This window comes from Paraglaciecola sp. QJM3NY_14 (genome assembly GCF_056173245.1).
Genome location: NZ_CM149664.1, coordinates 4,468,963 through 4,490,210, shown reverse-complemented (window position 1 = coordinate 4,490,210; position 21,248 = coordinate 4,468,963). Strand labels below are relative to the sequence as shown.

The window sequence follows — 21,248 nt, the reverse complement described above, 5'->3', positions numbered from 1 at the left end:
TAGCCGGATTTTTTCTGTGCTTGCTATGACTTTCTATTTTGTCTAAATCATATCTTCAAAAGGGTTTTTCATTCTTAAATCGATAGGGTTAGCAAATCCAGCAATCCGAATTTCTTGGCTGGTCATTTGAATGTCATCCTCTTTGATAAGATCCTGACCAAAATGATAAATAGTGTCAAAGTTGCCTTGGTTGGCAGATAGGTCATAAGCCATGGCTTTTTCACGTACTTGTTCACGGCGAGACTCATAAGCGGCGATATCTTCACTGCTGTATCGCTTAGCGAGCATGCTATCAACAACGTGAGGCGATAATAACGTCGCAGTGGCATTGTTACCGCCAAATCCTTTGGAGTTTAAAAAGGCGACGTCGATATTTCCTGCACCTTTATCGATATCTGTTATTGAGATATTTAAGCGCTCATCAAACACGTCATCTGCCACTTTATCAATGGTTTTAATACCCGGGATAAATCCATGTTTAAACACCCCAAGACTCACCACTAACTGTTCGGCACTTGCGGGTGACAACGGATGGCCTAAATAGGCTTTTGCCGCAGTCACTGGCCAGTTTTGAATATCAAAAATCTTAGCGACATCATGAAAAATACGTGATTCTGTGGTGCGATTAGCTGGCGTACTTGAACCGTGAGCTTGAATAAACGAGCGCTCACGAACAGACTCATCACCCACAATCGCACGGGCCGCAGCGACAGCCTTAGCCATGGTGATGTAGTTACCTGGACCGGGTGCTGATATGGATTTTTTATAACCGTCAGCGTTAATAAATACATCGCTTACTGCGCCATGAATATCCGCCCCTAGTTCTAACGCCAATGCATCGTCCATCAACACCACGTATTGGGTTGATTCTGCTATGGTGAAACCACAATTTTCGCCAAAAGGGCGACTAGCGCGGCGATGGTCAACGGTATCAGATTGATCTAAACGTTTTAAATTGTCTTCGCTGGCAAGTGCGCCCATGGTGGCATAACCATCAATGACCTCTGGCAATATAGGGGCTTCGGCATTGCCAACGACGGCCACCCGGCGCTTACCACTTTTTATATCTTCAATGGCCGCACTGAGGTTATAAAGGAAACTGGCACAGGCCCCAACAATTGCACTCGTATGACCTACATTCCCTAATACATAAGCATTCACAAAGTCAGCAGGCATAGTGTTTAAACCTAATGGGCACTGCTTAGTACTGACCCGGCCGCCTTTCAAGCGAGATTGCAACATGCCACCGAAACCATTTTCATCCAGTTGTGACATAGCATTACTGGCGTATACACCTATTTCGTCTGGTTTGACCGCATCGGCGATTGTTTTCCATTCCATGCCTAATGATCGAATGGCATCTGATGCACCCATGATCGCCATTTGTAAGGCGCGAGGATGAAAGCGGGCATTGTAGTGATCTTCGGGGTTAAATCCGCTGGGTAATTGCCCTGCTACTTTTACTGGGCATTCACGATAAGTGTCTACTTTGAAATCGACTTCGCCGATTATGTTAACCTTCACTCGGTCTTTATCAATATCAGTTAACTGCCAATTTGATGGTATTGGCTCAGGTAATTGTTTACGCGTTAGTTCAAAACAGATACCGGCTTTGTCTGCTGAGTGCATAGTGACGTTTTTTTGCCAATGCACGGCATTAACATCGAAATGGCTTTTTTCGATGGTACGAATCAGCGTCGAATTTAAAATTTGCTCTGAAAAACGTTCAACGACTTCTTCTGGTGTTAAGGTTTGTTGATTATTCTCACGTGCGTTATCAAAAAAACGCCCGTTTTCAAAACGCACCAACTTCATCATTGTGGCCAAACCAAGCAGGGTTTCTTCTTGTTCACTCACAGGCAAGCTTTCTATCACCATTCTTTTATAAGCATGATGAAACGAACTGCGACCAGCGGCATTAAAACCACCAAATCCAACGATGACCGGTAATGAAGACATATTTAAGCTACCAATTGTTTGAGTGCCAGCAGTTTACTGCCTAGGTTTAGCTTCTGGCAGGGTCATATTAGCCATAAATCGTGGTGTTTAGGCCACTTGTTCGCTATCTTTGCCAATATCCACAAAATTGAATAAGCCGACTTATGCATAAAATTACCTTTTTACTTTGCGATAATATGCTGGCCACTAGCGCTACTTTGCCTTTTGAAATGTTGCGTGCCGCCGAAAGTGCTGCTCGGGCAAAGGAAGGTAGCCAAGTTGAACCGGTGCTCATTCAAACAACGTCGATAGACAAATTGCCGATTAAAACCAGTATTGGTTTTTCATTGTTACCCGATACCGAACTGGCAGATGTGGGTGACAGCGATATTATTTATTTACCTGCTTTGTGGCGAAACCCCCGGCCAATTGTAAAAAAACACCCCGAAATTTTAGCGTGGTTACGCAAGGCTTATGAAAATGGTGCGATGCTCTCTGCGGTAGGCACAGGCTGTTGCTTCTTGGCTGAAGCAGGATTGCTGAATGACAAACCTGCTACCACTCACTGGCATTATTTTGATCAGTTTCAACGAGACTACCCAAGGGTCAAATTAAAGCGTCAATACTTTATTACCCAAGCTAGCAATCTGTATTGTTCGGCTAGCGTGAATGCAATGGCCGATCTTACCGTGCATTTTGTAAAACGACTCTATGGCGAAGCAATAGCCAGTGTGGTTGAGCGAAATTTTTCGCATGAAATTCGCCGTCCGTACGAGAAAACCAGTTATTTTGAAGGCAGCACAAAACAGCACCCTGATGAGGAAATAGTACAAGCGCAAATTTGGCTGCAAGACAATTACAACCGACAGATTAGCCTGAGCGAGGTAGCAGGGCGCTTTGAAATGAGCGTACGCACATTTAATCGCCGTTTTAAAAATGCCACTGGTCAAACACCGCTGCAGTATTTACAAAAAATCCGGATTGAAATCGCCAAAGACTTACTACAAACAAGTAATTTAAACGTAAGCGAAGTAGCAGATAAAATTGGCTATCAAGATGTGGGCTATTTTACCTCTTTATTTGTGAAGTTACTGGCCACCTCACCAAGGGAATACCGAGCAACCGTTCGCGCTAAGTTATTTACTGCTGATTGAAACAGCTTTATTGTTAACGCTGTGTGCTTTTGTCAGTAAGGCGTAAAAATACCTTTGAGAACAGGATGATAAGCGAACATGATGAACTCGCTAATCTCTCAATTTCAGACAAAACAATAAGTAAGTTATCACTGCTCATTTTAAACAATGTCAGTGCTATCATCGCCTACATGACACATTCATTAAGTATTTAATAGGTCGCTCGACTTTGCTTTTTGTCAGCGCCTAGCAATAGGAGAAAAAATGACGACTTTCGATACCAGCACTGAAGCCAGCACCGCAGCGGGCATCGCCACGCAAACATCCGAGCAAGCATTAGCTACATTAAGCGATATGACTCAACACCTTGTGCCTATTCAGTCTGAGGAATACTTACAGCGCATCGCTAAAGCCCAAGCGCATATGCGAGCCCATAATATTGACGCGATTTATCTGAATGCAGGTACAAATTTAACGTATTTTACCGGCATGAAATGGTATGCCAGTGAGCGCATGGTCGGGGCCATTCTGCCAGCAAACGGCGCTGTGCAATATATCGCGCCGCACTTTGAAATTGGCAGTCTAAATGGTTTTAAAGTCATAGACGGTCCTATTCATGGTTGGCAAGAGCACGAGAACCCTTATCGCTTATTTGTTGATGTATTAGAGCAATTAAACATAGCGACTACCGCAACTGTTGGCATAGATGAAAGCGCGCAGTTTTTTATATTCGACGGCATCAATAAAGCCCAAACGGGCTTAACCCTCATTAATGCCCAAGAGGTGACGGCCCACTGTAGAATGCACAAGTCTGATAATGAGTTGGCGTTGATGCAAGGGGCCATGAATATGACACTGGCTGTGCATCAAGCAACCGCAAGTATGTTGCGCCCAGGAATAAGCACTACAGAGGTGGAAGCCTTCATTGAAAAAGCACACCAAAAGGTCGGTGCGCCGGGCAATTATTTTTGTATCGTGTTGTTTGGCGTTGCAACGTCATTCCCACATGGTGTTAAGGATCCGCAAATTCTCAAGGCAGGGGATGTCGTGTTAATCGATACCGGATGCAAAGTGCACGACTATATATCCGACATTACCCGAACGTATGTATTTGGTGAACCAACGCGTCGCCAGCGACAGTGCTGGAACGATGAAAAAGCCGCACAACTTGCTGCCTTTAATGCAGCTCAAATAGGTGCGCCATGTGAAGAGGTCGATGCCGCGGCGCGCCACTATTTAGCCTCACAAGGTTTAGGCCCAGAGTACCAAACACCAGGTTGCCCACATCGCACCGGCCATGGCATTGGTTTAGATATTCACGAGTGGCCTTACTTAGTTGGCGGCAATAAAACGCCTTTGGCCAGAGGTATGTGTTTTAGCAATGAGCCAATGCTAGTGATACCCGATGAATTTGGCATTCGCTTAGAAGATCATTTTTACATGACAGACGATGGTCCACGCTGGTTTACCGAGCCAAGCGAGAGCATAGATAACCCGTTTGGGCTGAGAGAAACGGCGGCGCAATAACTCCAGTGAGTTCTATTAAGCAACAGAAAGCCCGCAGACCTTTGGATCTGCGGGCTTTTTTTAGGCATTCAGAATAGTTCGAACTGGCAGCGCGACGGGTAAACTTACTTCGATTTACCCGAGGTGAATGACCAATTGACTATTACAATACTAGAAGTGGTATGAGGCAGATACTCCAAAGCTACGGGGAGTACCCGGTTGTACCCAAGCGTCTGCAAATGAGTTGGTGTAATACTCTTTATCAAATAAATTATCAACTTCAGCCCGTAACGAAATCGACTTTGTTATGTCATAAGCGATGAACGCTCTGGCAGTGGTATAGCTAGGTAGAGTGAAATCGGTACCAAAGTAACCATTTCTTTTGTCTACGTACACTAAGCCACCACCGACTTCGAGGTCTTTACCATCTAGTTCAAGCAGTTGAACCAGTTGCAGACTGAGTTGCTGCTCAGGCACATTGAGTAAGTCTGTCCCAGCTTCAATGGTGTAACCAAAATTGCCATCAAAGAAAGCGTTTTTGGTTTTCGCGTCCACATAAGCATAAGAGGCCCAAAGGGTTAACCCGTCAGCTATTTCACCGTTGATGTCTATTTCTATGCCTTGACTTTCGGCTTCTCCAATCGCTGCGTAAGTAAAACTAGTCGGGTCGTCAACCACGAGCAGATTGTCTTGTTCGACTTTGAATATGGAGACCGTTCCAAACAACGCACCATCGTTTAGCGTGAACTTAATACCCGCCTCGGCAGAGGTCGACTGGTTTGGCTCAAAGCCGTCACCATTGCTGTCGGTGCCAGATAATGGGCGGAAGTTTTCGCCATAAGCGGCGTACAATGAAAGCGTATCTGATGCTTCATACACTATCCCAAATTGAGGGCTAACCCGTGATTCTGTTTGTTTTGACTGACTTTCAGATAAGCGGTTATTCATTGTTTGTTGATAGTCGTCAAACCGTGCGCCGATACGCACATCGAGCTTGTCGGTTATGCTGATTTGATCTTGTATAAACACACCAAGGGATTCTTGTGTTTCAACGCGATCAATTTGAATAGAAAAGTCATTTGCTAACGCATTTGCAGCACTATAAACCGGGGCAAATACGTTGATGTATTGCTCTGTGGTACGGTCACGTAGAGCAAATTGGTCATTCTCAAACTTGTCTGAATCAACACCCACGATTAAGCGGTGCTCTACACCTGCTATTTCTAAATTACCGGTTAGCTCAGCGCGAAAGACTTGGTATTTGGCATCATAGTCACGGTAACGGCGAAAACGATTTACTTCATCGTCAACGACGCCAGAAAAACCTGTTTCCGTCGCGAAGCCCTCTAATGAGGTATCACGGTAGTTAGCGCCGAGTAATACACTCCAGTTATCGTCGAAGTCGTGTTGAAACTCTACCTGATGCCCCAGCGTATCAGTTTCAATCGGGCCGTCGGCGGGCTCACCGAGAAAGCGGCTTTGTGGAATGACCCCAAGCTTGTTGTCTATCGCTAACACACCTCGGTCGAAAGGTACTTCTTGATGAGCGTATTCTAATTCGTAAACAAGCGTGCTTTGCTCGCTAATTTCCCACGCAATTGATGGGCTAAAGCCTTCTTTTTTGCTTTTTATCGTGTCACGAAAGCTGCCAGCATCTTCATAGAAGCCGACAAAACGCACCGCTACATCGTCGCTCAACGGGGTGGTGTAATCTAAATCAGCTCGGTATGTATCGTAGCTTCCTGCCGATATCTTTATTTCTCCTGCAGTATCAAAAGTTGGGCGCTTAGTAACAAGGTTAACCGTGCCCCCTGGCTCACCGCGACCAAATAGTGCGGCACGTGGGCCTTTTAACACTTCAACTGATTCGATACCTGATAAATCGCGAGAGCCGCCAAAGCCTCTGCCTGCATTAAAGCCATTTACCAAATAGTTACTGGGTAGGTTTTCATCACCCACAAATCCCCGCAACGCAAAGCTGTTCCACAGTCCACCAAAATTATTTTGACGGGCAACAGAGGCCGACAAATCTAATGCTTGGTTTAAATCAATTGCCCCTGCATTTGTTAATGCTTCAGAATTTATTTTCAGTTCTGATTGCGGGGTTTCTAAAGGACTAAAGTTGCCTTGATACGCTTGTCGTGACCCAACAATACTTAAGGTTTCGATTGCATTTTCTTGGTCGATGTTTTGTGACGCAACTTGTTCATCTGCTGCAACGCTATGATGAATAAACAGGCTAGCTAAGCAAGCACTGATATGAGTGAGCTTTAGCCCGTGTGTTACAGGGTTCATGGTAAAACCTTCTTTATAGTATGAGTGTTATTTATTGGTCGATTGAACGCTATCTGTATTGCGAGCGTCTTGTTGTTTAGTAATGAATTTTTCAAAACTTGGCATGTTAATGAGTTCCCTTTTGTCAAACTCGCCTTGAGCAAATAGGAAAGGGTAGTGAAACAAACGAAGCTCTTGGTGAAAGTCCCGTACGTGTTGCTCGTATTTAAACGCGGCAACGGCGTCGGTTTCAGCAAGGCGAGTTAACAGGCGTTGCAATAACAAAGGCGGCGAAAGTAAAGATGCATACCCTGCTAATTCATATTTTTTCTTTGCCGCAGCGCGATACTCTTGCGACATTGGAGCTGCGATCTGGTCACCGACTTGTTGAAAGGCGTAATACCATTTCCATTCAAACATGCTTTGCATGGCGACATGGTCTTTCCATTCAGGGTAGGTAGCGGTGAACGCATCCATAGTGACTTTTTTAGGCAGATCCCACGCATCATTAACGGCTTCTCGCTGGGTAAACACGATATCGCCACCCTTAGGAGAGTGAACAAGTTTATTAATGCTTAAGTCACCTAAAATTGGAGTAATAAAAGCGAACAATACCCATATGCCTATTAACCCAGACGCCACTTTTGGGGCGCTGCTTGCGTTCCTGCCCCAGTAAACGCTTAACAAAGCCCAAAATGCTAAGTAGATAAAGCAGTAGAACGAAACTAACCCTATCGCAGCCAGTGACGTGCCACTGACCCAAGTGCCGACATAGAACGGCAGCATTAAGCACAAGAAAATAGCTATGAAACGTATCGCGCCCCGCGCTCCCCACAACGCCCACGGGGATTTTGCCGTGGTGACGAGTAGGTCGTGCCTACCGCTACTGCGTTCATTCGCGAATAAGTCATGGAACAGCAGGATAATAATCAGCGGCGAAAGCGCACTTATCACAAACAGAAAATCAATTTTGCCCGCTTGGGTCAGCTCCGCGTTTTGGGTATCGCTTTCGTATATTTGCCCTTCGATGGCGAGCATTTTAATACGGTGCTTCCAAGGGTAAATATCGCGCTCCCCCAAGGCCGCAAAGGCCAAATTCGAAGGGGCTGAATATGTAAGATGGAAGGTGTAATAGGCTAACATCCCAATTTCATCATGCTTATGCTGTGCGTCTGTGCGGTCAGCCGCATCGGCTGCTGTTAAGCGCTCAATGGTTTGCTGCTGTTGCTCAATTTCATTTAAGCCACTTTGGACTGAAAACCCAGAGATCAAGATAGCGCAGCCCAGTAGCACCAGTAAGTACTTCTGGCGCAGCATAAATCGCCATTCACGGCTAAGTTGTTTAAACATATAACTCATACTAAGCGTTTCCCTACCCAACGAATGACTATAATGAGCGCTGCTACCCAGGCCAGCAGTTGTAAAAATGCAGGTGCACTGCGTTGTAATCGAAGGCTAGGCTTATCAACAGCGAACGAGAAATCGTCTAACACTTGCCAGTTTGTTGCTGCAACTCGAGCTTTGTCTGACGCATCAAGGTCTTTGTTGCGATTCATGTCATCTTGGTACGTTAGCCGCTCTGCATGCACTTTATTTAAGCTTTGAACAAAGTTAAATCTGAGGTCCTCAGCTTCACGTAAAAACTTATGATGGGTTTCTATGCTTGTACCGGCTGTAAGCATTGATAGTGAGCGAATGGCAACCATAGGTGATAACCAACCGAAATATCTAGATACCTGGGTTTGGTTTACCTCAGTGTGCATGCGTTGCTCGGCAAACTCGTTTAACACCTCTGTTAATTTTGCTTCTGATGTCATGGCTATGACACCTCTATAATTAACTGGCAGTTGCTCAATTGAGTCCACATTGTATTTTTCTAGCAAAGAGGCCTTTATTTGCGCAAATGCAGGGTCGTTGGCATTGTGACCATCACCTAATTTTCGCAGCTCGGCGATAACAGCAAAATCTGTTTCTAGTTTTCCTGCCGCAGGCACTGTTGTGATTGCCGTTGAGCTAGCAACTCGCGGCATAACCACACACAGTAAAATCCAAGTGAGCGCTAAAGCGGTGAAGCTTTCACTGTTTTTTGAAAGCGCGCTAGAAAATAGCAAAACCAACAAGGCCCATACTGTTAGATAAAGGGCATAACCCAGAATGAAGCCTAAAATAGCGGTGATGCTTTCCCCTTCATGCAGGCTAAAAAGCGCTGAAATGGTTAGCGGCACTAAAATAAGGCCAATGACCGACATTAACGCCAAGCCCTTGCCAGCAATGAGGGTAAACCCTGATGTGCCTTGTGATAACAGATAGGTAAGTGTGTGTGACTCGCGCTCACGACTGACCGAACTATACCCAATAAGAATGAGGAGTAGTGGGGCTAAGGTTTGTACGATAAATGCAGGTGTCAGGCTACCCAGCTGAGTTAATGCTGTACCTTGTTTTTGGTCAGCGAACATGGCGCTGTTTTGTCGGTGTCCTTCCAGAAAGATAGAATTTCCAGTGTAGGCATCAACCCCGGGGTCTAACACACTCAGTGGCGATGGAGCTCTAAAAGCATAGTGCCCATAATGCACCATTCTGTGAGGGTGTCTGTCGGGTTGGTCAACAAAAGTTTGATCTGCATCGTTTTGTAATTCATGGCGCGTATGGGTCAACTCCATGGTATTAATGGCGGTAACGATCACAGAAGATAATGTGAGCAGTAAGCCGATGGCCAACACGGATATGGCCAATTTAGAGCGCAACCAATATCGCCACTCGTCTTTGGCGACAATCATCATTTTTGCAAAAGGTGCCATTGAAGATGAATGGCCGCTCACGCTGCGCCTCGTTGGGCAAATGCCGCGTGTACTTGTTCGGTTTCGATCTGCCCGCCTTGCGGGGCCGAAAATTCCCCAACAAGTTCGCCATCGCGCAATAAGCCGATACGATCTGCAACTTGGCAAGCACCGTAAACGTCGTGAGTCACCATTAATATGGTAGCGCCGCCAGAGGCAAGCTCACGGACCAGTTGGTTAAATTCATCGATAGCCACAGGGTCGAGGCCGGAGGTAGGCTCATCTAATAAAAAGATCGGTGCTTCACGCAGTAAAGCTAGCGCGATGGCCGTTTTTTGTCGCATGCCTTTTGAGTAGGTTTGCATGTGACGATCCCGCGCGTTCGTTTGTAAAGCAACGCGATCAAACGCTTGCTCAATCTCTGCATCTGTTTTTTCAATATCTGCTAATGATAAGAAATAATTGACGTTTTCTCTTGCGGTGAGGTGAGTGTATAAGGTCGCAGATTCTGGTAAGTAAGCGGTTTTTTCGCGTACATGGTTCAGGGCTTTCACCACCTCTTTACCATCTACTTTTACCGAGCCACTGCTTGGGGCGTTAAACCCTAAAAGCGTCTTCAGTGTGGTTGATTTACCCGCCCCATTGCCACCAAGCAAAGCGTATATTTCACCCGCTTTAACCTGGAAGTTTAAATTTTTCAAAATAGGGTTATTTTTTATGTTGATGCAAAGCGAACTTGCTTCAATGACAGCCTTAGCCTGATCTATTTCTATCACACAGAATCCGTATCGTTATAATATAACATAATAAAGGTGGCTATGTTATATTATAACGATAAGCATTTGCAACTGACAAATTCGAGCAGGTTAGGCATTCTGAATGAATTGATAAGAAGCTTATGCGGTATAAACGAAAACCGTTCAATCAAAATTAAAGCCGGATATGCCAAATAGCGCTTTTCTCAACGACTCAACAATAGAGTTAAACAGTTAAACAGACACCCATTATAAAAGTGGTTAATTTTCCAACCTAAATTACACTTAATATGTGTTCCATATTTTAATCGAGTCGACTGTTATGCCTCAGTCACGAAAAAGCCAAATCAGTTTAATCGATACGCCTTATTATCACTGTGTCTCCCGCTGTGTACGCCAGTCTTTCTTATGCGGTACAAATACGCTGACTGGGCAGAGCTATGAGCATCGTCGTAGCTGGGTAGAAGAGCGTTTATTGTTTTTGTCCACTGTGTTTGCTATCGATATTTGTGCTTATGCAGTCATGAGTAATCATACCCATGTAGTGCTTTGTGTGGATAAAACCTTGGCTGATAACTGGGATACCGTATCGGTATTAAAGCGCTATCACGCGCTTCATAAAGGCACGTTACTCACTCAAAAATTTGTAAATGGTGATTCCTTAACCCAAGGGGAGTTAATCACCCTTGATGACACTGTGGAAATCTACAGAAAACGTTTGTACGACATCAGCTGGTTCATGCGTGACTTGAATGAATATATTGCCCGTCAAGCCAATACAGAAGATGACTGCACGGGCAGGTTTTGGGAAGGGCGATTTAAATCACAAGCCTTGTTAGATGAAAGTGCTGTGCTGGCTTGTATGGCCTATGTAGATTTAAACCCAATTAGAGCGAAAATAGCAAAAACACCTGAAACCGCAAAACACACCAGCGTCAAAAAGCGTATTCACGCCGCTAAACATCATCAAGGTCAACCAAGCACATTGATGCCCTTTGTGGGAAACCCGAAAGAAAGCATGCTCAAAGGTATCGCTTTTTCATTAAAAGACTACTGTGAGCTTATCGATGCCACAGGCCGCTGTATACGTGGTGACAAAGCAGGTTATATCGACAATATTCAAAGCCCCATTTTAGAATGGCTAGGCTTAGATTCCGCTCAGTGGTTAGCCTTAACCACTGAGTTTGAAAAACACTTCTGCTACGCAGCAGGTGCAGAGCAAATGATGAATGCCTTTAAGCGCCATACCCATCATCAACGAATACGTGGAATGGGTAAAGCTAAAGAGCTGCTAAAGCGCGCTTAAACAGGCTTTAGCCAATACATCTTGGGCGCATGTTGTGATACGAGTCCTCCGCTAAAATTGCGCATTCGTCGCAGTCTTTCCTTATCAACACCCGAAATTCAAGTAAAAGTCCTTTCTCGAGGGCTAAAAGGCATATCAACACATATTGATAGGTGGAGTTGCGAATAGAAAGGATGTATTGGGTGTCTTGGAAACTCTCATTGCAAAACAATTTTAAAATGATTGTTCATGTAAATTCTAATCAAAAGGTATTCAGAGAATTGCTGTTTTTGCTTAAGCGAGCGACAGTCGAAAAAACCTCATGAGGTCCAGAAAATCAAGCACTTCGGCTTGATCGTAGACGTAAATTCCTACATTCATTTCATTCATCCCCAGCTTTCCATTACATTTTTATCCGAAAATCTCCGTATTCAATACTCGAATGCAGAAACGCAAACACGCGGAAGGCAACGTTTTAACCGGTACGGTAAAGTGTACTTTGGCGACGTAGTCGTTGCTATGGTTTTAGCGACGCTTACATCAATGTTTGAAAGACCCGGTTAATCTGCTTAATCAAAGCAAAATGGTCAAATTGGGTCACGCCTTGCTCTTTGTTACTAGCGTCAGTTTCAACCTCTAGCCTCATTTTTTTACCAGTAAAAGTACCGGAACTTAGCCGAATAGCTAAGTGAAGCAGGTCGAAAGTTACTTTAAAATCAAATAAAGCGCTATTTTTAGCTAGTTCCACTGTATGTTATATGAACATGTTGCATATTTTATGTTCTGAGCTAGTAGTACCAATTCCATTAAATTTTCGCTAAGTGGCTAATTATTCAATGGAGTTGGTATAAGTATCTGTTCAGCCCTAGATGGCTAAAAGTGGTATTGGTCCCTTAATCGGTAAACAAGGTTTGGTTTTGCTTTCTTACTTTCATTCTCGCGTTATTTATTTTCTATTGTTGCTGGTGGCGTTCCCTGCATTCGGTGAGGGGGTTCTGCAGCTAACTGAGGGGGAAAGTACCCTAATTGATAAGAATTTGTGGCATGAGTTAGATAAGGCTGTTGATGTACCACATCTTCAGGCAATAGAAACGTTAGAAGACACTAGAAGTACGCTTCAAACTGCGCAAGTTATGCCATCACTGGGAGGTAAGTCGGGCGCTTATTTTACTAAAGTAACCTTAAGTATTTCCCAAAAAGGGCAGTATTTTGTCATAGTGAATGCGAACTTCATTGATGTAGGCTTAGCCTCGTATTCTTCGAGTCATCAGCCCGAGCCTACTTTTCAAGTTTTCTCTCAACTACGTGATGATGCCACTCCTCCTTTGCTTCATTTTCAAGCCATGACTGTGCAAACGACTACGGAAAATGAACAAGTAGCACTGTGGTTGCTTATCAAAGCGAAACAGTTTCCTACGCCTGTTTCCATTTCTGTTCTCGATAGCAGAGCGTTTTATCAATTTCAAAAATTCAATAATGGCGTTTCGATAGCAGGTATCACCGCCATGCTCATTTTGGCTTTGTTGGCCGTACTGATTTACTCGGGGACGAGAAAAAGAGTGGCGTTAACCTGCGCAGGTTATTTAGGGTTTCATGGGGTTGGCTGGGCAGCCGCATCTGGCATGCTCAATGACATTGTAAGTTTGCCCATTAATACCAGCTACTGGGGGATGCTCATTTTCCCTCTCGCTATTGCGTCTGCCGCACAGTTTGTTTCTGATTTATTCGAATGTAAAACTGACCATAAAAAGCTGTTTACGTTTTTGCGTTGTTTGAGTGTAGTGAGCTTTGTATTGGGTATTACTATGTGGTTTATGCCATTTACCTTAGCGTATTTGCTATCTCATTTACTGGCCATGTTTTGGATCGTACTCACGATAGTTGTCGGTGTGGGTATGCTTAAAAAGAATGATTTTAGAGCCAAGTACTTTTTGGCGGGAAATCTTCTTTACAGTCTGTCGTTAGGATACTACATCGCGGCTCACAGCTTGTATTTTGGGGAGCTGCCATACCCTGAATCTGCCGTAATATTTGCGTTGTCATTAGACTGCCTATGTCTTTTGCTGTGTTTAACCGAATGGTTCAAATTAAAACAAAAGGAGTTTGCCCGAAACCAATACTTGTCACGAATTGATTCGATGACACAGCTAGGAAATAGGTTTTCCCTGTCGGAGTGTATAGGGCATATCGCTGACGACTACGTCATTGTTTACATAGATTTAGATGGCTTGAAAAGTATTAATGATAGAAACGGGCACGATGAAGGTGACAAACTCATTATTAAAACGGCGAGCCTATTACAGCAGTCGTTTTATTCATTGGGTGACGTGTTTCGCTCTGGGGGGGATGAGTTTGTGGTGGTACTACAGGCTACCTCGGCTCATGGTATTCAAAATGCGGCTGATAAAGCATTAGCACTAATGTCACATTTATCTATTGAGCTAGGCGAGCAATGGCATGATGCGGGGGTTAGCTTTGGGATAGCGACGAGCCTTGAAGCTGATCAGCCTTCAGAATGCATATCATTAGCAGACAAACGAATGTATCAACACAAAGCAAAAACTAAGTATACAACCCCCTAGTTATACCCAAACTTAAACCGAGCGCACAACTCCAATATTACGTTTCATTTGTCATTTCACTCATCTTCAAATCCCCATTTTATGCAGGTTTGAATTGTTACCTCACGTGAACGTATCAGTTCTTCTTTAGCTATTTACATTCCTCTTTCATGTTTAAAATTTGACCACCAATCTGATTGTGTTTAAATTTGAGTTGAACTCAACTCAGTAGAATGGATTCAAGGGGACTTATGTCAACGCTTAAAACAAAGAATATCGATAACGCATATGCTGCAGGGGACAATGCTGGTAAATATCGACAGACCCAGAGTGAGAAGGTCAAGTTGATACCGGAACATGTGACACGAGCTGATCTAAAACAGGTGGAAAAAAACGGCTATATTGTCATCGATAACGTGTTGTCGAGCGACGAAATTACGACGATCAAAAATGCAATTTTGCCTTTGCTAAATGAAACTGGCAGGAATTCATTTGAAGGATACAAAACACAAAGATTGTACGGCGTTCTGAACAAAACCAGAGCACTGGACCGCTTGGTTGATCATCCGCGCATTCTTGCCTTACTCGACAAATTATTTATGCCAAATTATCTTTTGTCCCAATTGCAGGTCATAAATTTGTTGCCGGGCGAATCTGGGCAGCCATTGCACTTTGATGATGGCTTTTACCCTATCTCTCGGCCTCGGGCACCGTTAGGTGCCGCTACCATTTGGGCAATTGATGATTTCACAGAGTCCAATGGGGCAACTGTGATCGTGCCAAATAGCCACACATGGGACGACAACCAAAAGCCCACAGCAGAACAAGCGAAATCAGCAGTCATGAAAGCAGGGTCTGTACTCTTTTATCCCGGAACGTTTTGGCATGGTGGTGGTGCAAACCATTCAAGTGGTAACCGCCTTGCGGTTACTTGCCAGTACTGTGAGCCATGGTTGCGTACCCAGGAAAACTACTTTTTGGGTACGCCATTAAACGTAGTCGCGGAATTGTCAGAGGACATACGCAGAATGTTAGGGTTTTCCATTCACCCTCCGTTTATTGGAATGGTCAATGGCATGCATCCTAAAAGACTATTAGAGAATATGTGATGGAAGGCAAAGCAGCGAAAAAGTCCACTAGAATGCGCTTATTAGAAGCGGCTAGGGTTGAAATTGTTATCGGCAATGGGGATTTAGACGTTGCGAATGTAGCCAAACGGGCAGGGGTCTCTGACGGACTGACATACTATCATTTCGGTAATAAAGCTGGGCTTATCAACGCCATCGTAAATGAATTTTACCACGATTTTGACGACAAAGTTGCAGGTGTCCCCTTTGATGGTGACACTTGGAAAGAGAGAGAAAAAGCACGGATTCATGCCATGGTCTCGTTATTTTATGATGATCCCGTTGCAATGATTGCAGCAACGCGGCTACGAACCGACCCTGCGTTTACCAAAGAAGAATGGCAGCGCAATGACAGGTTAGAGCAATTAGGCGCAAGAAACATCGCCGATGCCCAGCGCAAAGGCGAAATCGATGAAACGTACAACCCATTAATGTTAGCGTCAATGTTGCTTTCTGGTGTGATGTCAGGTGTTAGAATTGCACTCACCACCAAACCCCCTTTGCCAGTTGTTACAGCCCAACAATCGGTATGGGGATTTGTCGAACGAGCTGCTGGTCTCAAGGGATAGATTTATAACTGAGCAACCCTGACAAGAGCTCAGCTAAATATCATGAGGGCAGTATACTGAAGACCGCTAATGAGCTTAATATCATCAAGGGGCAGAGACGCCGAGGGCGCAGGTCACTTAATTTTGACCAGGCGCCATTTGCACCTTTCGCTGAGGGTTCAACTCAGCGTCGTTCGTAAAGCTATTTGAAGTACTAGATTCTTTAACGTTTTAATTTACATTAAGGCTTGGAAAGTAAAGGCAAAATGCGCTCGGCTATTAATTGCTGCGTAACATCTTCTCGCTCGTGGGCAGTGACCACCACCACAAGATCAAAGTCTGGCACTAACAGAATATACATACCGCCGCCTCCTTGTGCTGAAAAAGCATGGTGCTTTTTACCCTTTAGTGCCAAGTCGGTTCCCCAGAAAAAATAGCCATAACCTTGATTTGATACTAACTCACCGCCGCCGTAAATATCGTCATCTCCGGTCAATATTTGCCTGCTGGTGGCGCGTTGCAAATACGCTTCAGGGAGAAGTTGTTCCCCCTTCCATTTACCGTTGTTGTCAATGAGCAGCCCCACTTTAAGCATATCTCGGGCGGTCACGCTTACCTTCCATCCAGACTCAGGCAAACCACTGGGCGCTAAGCGCCAATCGTAGTTTGTAATACCTAGCTTGCCAAACAACTCAGTGCGGATAAACGCTTCAGCTGAACCAGGCACTACAGCCTCAATCACTTGCATTACAAATTGAGGGCCTGTACCGTATTTAAAAACCTGTGTTTGTTCGGTGACAGGCGCACTGTCTTCTAAAATAGCTTGTATTTCACCTTGTCCTTTAACTCGCTTTAGGTTCGTCGCCATGGCATCCCACCCCTCCTCAGAAATATCGATACCTGTGGTCATAGTCAATGCGTGGTGTAGCGTGATGGTTTCTGCGCCTTTAACAAGCTTGGTGCTGTCGATATCGTTTAGAAAACTAATTACCGGTTTATCTAAATCGTCCATGGATAAATATCCCATTTGAATCGCTCGGCCTAGGGCTAATGAGGTATAACTCTTGGTGGCCGAAGATTGCGGATGAGGCAAATCGACTCTGCCCCTTTTGTAGTATGACTCAAACACCAAAGTGCCACCTTTAGCAATTAATAGACTGTCGTATTTACCGTGATCACCTGCTGCCAGCTCTTTGGCGAGTGTTATTATTGCCGCTTCTTCGATAGATCTGTTACCTTCATCGGTAATTGCATGGGTAGCTTTATGGCTGAATTGGCCTACGGCGATACCGTCACCTAAATCAACGGGCGATGTATCTATGTAAGGGGAATCTAACTCAGGGATATCCATAAACCGTTTTTCTATTTCGGGCATTCTCCAATGGGTAATCAGAGCTTCATCGGGAGTCGCTTTTGGGGGGAACGTTCGTTCTTCCCCAGCCCATACCGTTGAAACATTTGCGAATCCAAAGCTGCATACAATTGCGAGTAAAGCGGTTGCTTTTATTGTCATGGTCATACTATCTCCTTGTTGTTTTCGTTGCCGCGTTAACGTGCAAGGCGACACCTAAGGGAGCGCAAAACGCGCAAAACACACAAAAGCGTACGGTGTCATTGGCACATAAACGCTGTTAGCCACCACGCTAACGAACTGAACAAGATATACATGACAAAAGCCTGATTTTTTGCTGATTTCTGCGTGTTCAGCAAACACCTTATTCTGATCAATGATTTATAGTGGTACGGTAATAAAAATTAATCAGGCTTTTGCATGCCTGTTTCATGTTTATTTACGGGTTAGAGGGTATATGACCGAACAATATTGGATTGGTGACTTCTTTGTTAACTTGCCAAGAAACCAAATAACGCACAACGAACATACCCAAACACTGCCACCTAAAGCCCTCGCCGTTTTAACCTACCTCGCTAAGCATCAAGGCGATGTGGTAAGCCAAGAAGATTTACTGAATCAGGTATGGAAAGACACAGTCGTCTCGCCCAATTCTCTACAGCGTTGTATTGCGCAGCTAAGAAAAGCCTTCGGCGATGATGGCAAGGCACAAGGCCTGATTAAAACCCATGCTAAAAAGGGCTACAGTTTAGAGGCTGCTATTCGCTGGGAAGATCTTCAAAAAGGGAATGTTATTGATAATGTGGCATTGGATAAAAGCCCTCCTAATCACCACGCGAAGCCCGGCACCAATAAAGTCGTAAAAGCAGGGTTTAGCGCCAAGCACATCTTCGTATTAAGCTTATTTACTGTGCTTGTGTTTGCGCTAGTGATTAGTATCACCAGTACTCTATGGCCTTCCTCCGTACATAATCTTTCGCCTGCTAGCCCACTGCTCATTAACGATATTCGATTGCTTACATCAACCGATAACAGAGAGCTGGCCAGTACGTATTCACCCGATGGGAAATTCATCGTATTTCAGCGCTTTCCCGAGGTGATGTGCACAAGCCATTTATGGGCAAAAAACATCGAGACTCAACAAGAGTTCCAACTGACTCGTGATTTAGGCTCGTATGGTAATCTCGCTTTTTCTGAAGATGGCACTTCACTCACTTTTGTAAAGCAGAACAACTGTTCAGCGCCCGCCTTGCAGAAAAAGTGCTTTCTATTACAACAGCTAGATTTTGAGCAAGCATTGCTATCGCCACAAACACCGACTACTTTAATGGAATGTAAGCACACTGACATTAAAAGCCCAACATGGTTGAGTGCAAATGATATTGCGCTTTTGCAAAAGGAGCAGGGGCGCTGGAAGTTAATTCGCTATTCTGTGAAAGCAGACAAAAGCGCATTACTGTATGAGGTGAATAATGGCAGCGTGGTGTCTTACGACTTCTCAAAAAAACATAACGTCATTGCGCTTACCTCCGTGCACGAAAGCGGTAAACTCTATATCGAAAAACTGACGCCAGAAGGAGCTCTGCTCTCTAGTAACCCGATTAATTTTCGCGGCGAGATCCCGCAATATGGCACTATTTACCCGAACTTTTCCCCGATAGAGGGGCACCTAATATTTAGCACTGGCAAGCAACTGTTCACGGTATCGTTTGACGGTGATATTAGCGCCATAAGTATGCCACTTACCGATGCTATAGGTACGCCCCTATTTCACCCCAACGGTAAAAAGATGTTAGCCATTAAGGGGCATTATGACAGCGACATCGTCTCTGTCCCGTTATCACAATTCTCTTACTCTCATATGCAACAGACTGACACTTTAGGTGCCACTGTTGAGTATGAAACAGTCGTGCGCTCTATGCAGGAAGAAGACCGAGCAAGGTACCAACCCAATGGAAACCTTATTGCCTACTACTCTGAGGGGGATGGCACATCACAGGTATGGACAACCAACTTAGCGCAGGGCAGTGCTGCTTCACGCCAGAAAGGTTTAGCCAGCACCGCTTCACACAACGACTTTCCCCACAATGCCGCACACAATGCAGCAGACAGCCATTACACAAAACAGCGTAGCCAATTTCCTACCAATACCTATGTGCGAAACATACTGTGGGACGCAGATGGCCAAAGCTTACTTGTGAATGCGTCATCCCAACTAACACGCCTTTATTTAAACGGCGCAGAAGAAAGCATTTCACTGAGTTACCCAGTGAAAAGCTTATTCCACTGGGACAGCGTGAGTAAAACGATTATCGCCAATATTCTCTATCGCGGAGTCAGTACTTTGGTAGAGCTGAATCTCAGCAACAGTGACTTTAGTATTTTAACCAATCACGAAGTCACGTGGGCTGCAAAAACCGATCGTGGCGAACTGATTTATAAAGACAATGCAGATAGGTTTTGGCTATCCGGCGCAATTGAAAACACACTTATACCCGAACTGGCAACACAAGGCAGCCATCAACACTTCATCGTAAAAAATGACGTTATTTACGGCATAAATGACCAATATCAGCTGTGGAAGTACATGCTCGAAACCGCCTCGTTCGAGGTACTTGGCCAATTACCCGATACGGTGGATTACATTACCGATATAAACGACAACGCCATACTAATAACACTTAGAGTGGCAGCAAGAAAAGACGTGGTAGAGCTATCAATAGAGTAGGTGGCTGGGTCCGTCATTAACTAGCAGAATTTCACCTATAAACAATAAACCCTCCGAATTGGAGGGCTTCTTTTGCATCTAGCAGCTTATACAAATACCGATCAAGCGATTAAACCTGCGCAGCTTAAAACTCGCCGCGTTTACGACCCCCTTAAGCTTCAGCACACCATCACCAAAGGCTTGGTGGTAAGCATTTTTATCATGGGTGTCCATGTGATTTTTTGGTGTCCATGTAATTTTTTAGTGTAATTAGTCTCGGAGCCAGACAATGCGATTGTTAAGCGGCATGCAGGTCTATGGGCTGAACGTTATCTAGATTGATGTTCTGCTTAGCTTGCCAAAGCTCATAGTTATCTTGCATGCTAAGCCAACTCTCAGGGCTTCGACCTAGTACCTTAGATAGTCGCAGTGCCATTTCAGGCGATACTGCACTTTTACCCTTTACCACACGATTAAGCGTCGAAGCTGCAACGCCAAGATGGGTAGCAAGTGTTCTGCAACTGATGCCATGTGGCTCCATATAGATGGATTCAATAAACTCACCAGGATGGGGTGGGTTATGCATATTCATTAGTGATAATCCTCGTAATTTAAGATGTAAGCATTACCGTCCTTGAACTCGAACGTCACTCTCCAATTACCGTTAACTGATATAGACCAAATGTTGGCCCTTTCCCCTTTCAGTTGGTGAAGTGAAAAGCTAGGAAGATTAACGTCATCTATGTCTTGTGCGGTATGGATAGCAGCTAACTGCATACGAAGCTTCTTCGCGTGCTTTGCTTGAATGCCTGATGTTTTCCCTTTCTCGAAAAATAACTTCAGACCTTTATGTTTAAATGACTTAATCATGGCTCAAGTGTAGCGCATTGCGCAACACGCTTCAACTTTGTGGCGGTATTACAGCGACAACCTGCGTTATTTTGAATTGTTATTCATTCTTTCAGGCGGAGGCGTTTAAACTGCCTCAATCTAATTATCTAAATGATAAGCGCTGCACATACTTTGGCGACGTTGACGCCGCTTTTACCCTTCTCGCGACTCATACTTTCCCGATGACGATAGTGACTTGTCAGACGGCCAGACAGGGATGTCTGGACAAGGCGTGTTGGTTTACAGGCGATCTGCATGGATGCAGAAAGGTAGAGCAATGCAGGGATCAATTGCCGAGATGTTTCCTCAAGCCGCGGGACGCGGTTTGAAAATACGTCATGGATGACGTGGGCGAAGCCCATAAAGTGGCTGAAAGCGATAAATAAGCGAAGCGC

The 21,248-nt window shown here is 44.6% G+C and carries 15 protein-coding genes; 7 read left to right on the top strand and 8 right to left on the bottom strand.

The genetic code is table 11. The annotated features are described in order from the left end of the window. Positions 1-42 precede the first annotated feature (42 nt). A complete protein-coding gene (locus tag AC0VYA_RS19110) occupies positions 43-1,959 on the bottom strand; it encodes a beta-ketoacyl synthase (protein ID WP_475489320.1) in 1,917 nt (638 codons plus the stop codon). Positions 1,960-2,102: 143 nt separating this feature from the next. Between AC0VYA_RS19110 and AC0VYA_RS19105 the strand changes: the two genes are divergently transcribed. Together AC0VYA_RS19105 and AC0VYA_RS19100 are read left to right on the top strand one after the other, a co-directional pair. Continuing rightward, positions 2,103-3,092 carry a GlxA family transcriptional regulator gene (locus AC0VYA_RS19105; protein ID WP_475489319.1) on the top strand — a complete coding sequence of 330 codons (990 nt, stop codon included), beginning with the start codon at positions 2,103-2,105 and terminating at the stop codon, positions 3,090-3,092. A gap of 243 nt (positions 3,093-3,335) precedes the next feature. Continuing rightward, positions 3,336-4,598: a M24 family metallopeptidase gene (locus AC0VYA_RS19100; RefSeq protein WP_475489318.1), complete on the top strand. Its 1,263-nt coding sequence runs from the start codon at positions 3,336-3,338 to the stop codon at positions 4,596-4,598. A gap of 150 nt (positions 4,599-4,748) precedes the next feature. Here AC0VYA_RS19100 and AC0VYA_RS19095 read toward each other — a convergent pair whose 3' ends face one another. From AC0VYA_RS19095 to AC0VYA_RS19080, 4 genes are read right to left on the bottom strand one after another with little or no spacing between them, the layout of a single operon-like run. Beyond that, positions 4,749-6,872 (bottom strand): TonB-dependent siderophore receptor, encoded by a 2,124-nt coding sequence (locus tag AC0VYA_RS19095; protein WP_475489317.1) that lies wholly within the window; start codon positions 6,870-6,872, stop codon positions 4,749-4,751. A gap of 27 nt (positions 6,873-6,899) precedes the next feature. After that, entirely contained in the window at positions 6,900-8,210 is a 1,311-nt protein-coding gene (locus tag AC0VYA_RS19090; RefSeq protein ID WP_475489316.1) for a DUF3526 domain-containing protein, read from the bottom strand. Beyond that, positions 8,207-9,670: an ABC transporter permease gene (locus AC0VYA_RS19085; RefSeq protein ID WP_475489315.1), complete on the bottom strand. Its 1,464-nt coding sequence runs from the start codon at positions 9,668-9,670 to the stop codon at positions 8,207-8,209. Before AC0VYA_RS19085 ends, AC0VYA_RS19090 begins: the two co-directional genes overlap by 4 nt. Next, complete coding sequence (locus AC0VYA_RS19080) at positions 9,667-10,404, bottom strand: ABC transporter ATP-binding protein (protein WP_475489314.1); 738 nt, start codon at positions 10,402-10,404, stop codon at positions 9,667-9,669. Before AC0VYA_RS19080 ends, AC0VYA_RS19085 begins: the two co-directional genes overlap by 4 nt. Positions 10,405-10,705: 301 nt before the next feature. Here AC0VYA_RS19080 and AC0VYA_RS19075 point away from each other — a divergent pair, with 301 nt between their 5' ends. The 4 genes from AC0VYA_RS19075 to AC0VYA_RS19060 all read left to right on the top strand — a co-directional run bounded on the left by AC0VYA_RS19075 (position 10,706) and on the right by AC0VYA_RS19060 (position 15,925). Beyond that, on the top strand, positions 10,706-11,689 hold the full coding sequence (locus AC0VYA_RS19075; protein WP_475489313.1) for a transposase: 984 nt from the start codon (positions 10,706-10,708) through the stop codon (positions 11,687-11,689). A gap of 848 nt (positions 11,690-12,537) precedes the next feature. Further along, a complete protein-coding gene (locus tag AC0VYA_RS19070; RefSeq protein ID WP_475489312.1) occupies positions 12,538-14,250 on the top strand; it encodes a sensor domain-containing diguanylate cyclase in 1,713 nt (570 codons plus the stop codon). A gap of 230 nt (positions 14,251-14,480) precedes the next feature. Beyond that, positions 14,481-15,338, top strand: a complete 858-nt coding sequence (locus AC0VYA_RS19065; RefSeq protein ID WP_475489311.1) for a phytanoyl-CoA dioxygenase family protein — start codon at positions 14,481-14,483, stop codon at positions 15,336-15,338. Then, positions 15,338-15,925: a TetR/AcrR family transcriptional regulator gene (locus AC0VYA_RS19060; RefSeq protein ID WP_475489310.1), complete on the top strand. Its 588-nt coding sequence runs from the start codon at positions 15,338-15,340 to the stop codon at positions 15,923-15,925. The genes AC0VYA_RS19065 and AC0VYA_RS19060 overlap by 1 nt, the downstream gene beginning before the upstream one ends. 220 nt (positions 15,926-16,145) lie before the next feature. Here the strand turns inward: AC0VYA_RS19060 and AC0VYA_RS19055 are convergent, their stop codons facing one another. Continuing rightward, a complete protein-coding gene (locus AC0VYA_RS19055; protein WP_475489309.1) occupies positions 16,146-17,423 on the bottom strand; it encodes a serine hydrolase domain-containing protein in 1,278 nt (425 codons plus the stop codon). Between the two features lie 289 nt (positions 17,424-17,712). Here AC0VYA_RS19055 and AC0VYA_RS19050 point away from each other — a divergent pair, with 289 nt between their 5' ends. After that, positions 17,713-19,983 carry a winged helix-turn-helix domain-containing protein gene (locus tag AC0VYA_RS19050; protein WP_475489308.1) on the top strand — a complete coding sequence of 757 codons (2,271 nt, stop codon included), beginning with the start codon at positions 17,713-17,715 and terminating at the stop codon, positions 19,981-19,983. Between the two features lie 277 nt (positions 19,984-20,260). Here the strand turns inward: AC0VYA_RS19050 and AC0VYA_RS19045 are convergent, their stop codons facing one another. Then, on the bottom strand, positions 20,261-20,554 hold the full coding sequence (locus AC0VYA_RS19045) for a HigA family addiction module antitoxin (RefSeq protein WP_140957550.1): 294 nt from the start codon (positions 20,552-20,554) through the stop codon (positions 20,261-20,263). Further along, positions 20,554-20,832, bottom strand: coding sequence for a type II toxin-antitoxin system RelE/ParE family toxin (locus tag AC0VYA_RS19040; protein WP_475489307.1), 279 nt, complete (start codon positions 20,830-20,832; stop codon positions 20,554-20,556). The genes AC0VYA_RS19045 and AC0VYA_RS19040 overlap by 1 nt, the downstream gene beginning before the upstream one ends. Positions 20,833-21,248: the final 416 nt, after the last annotated feature.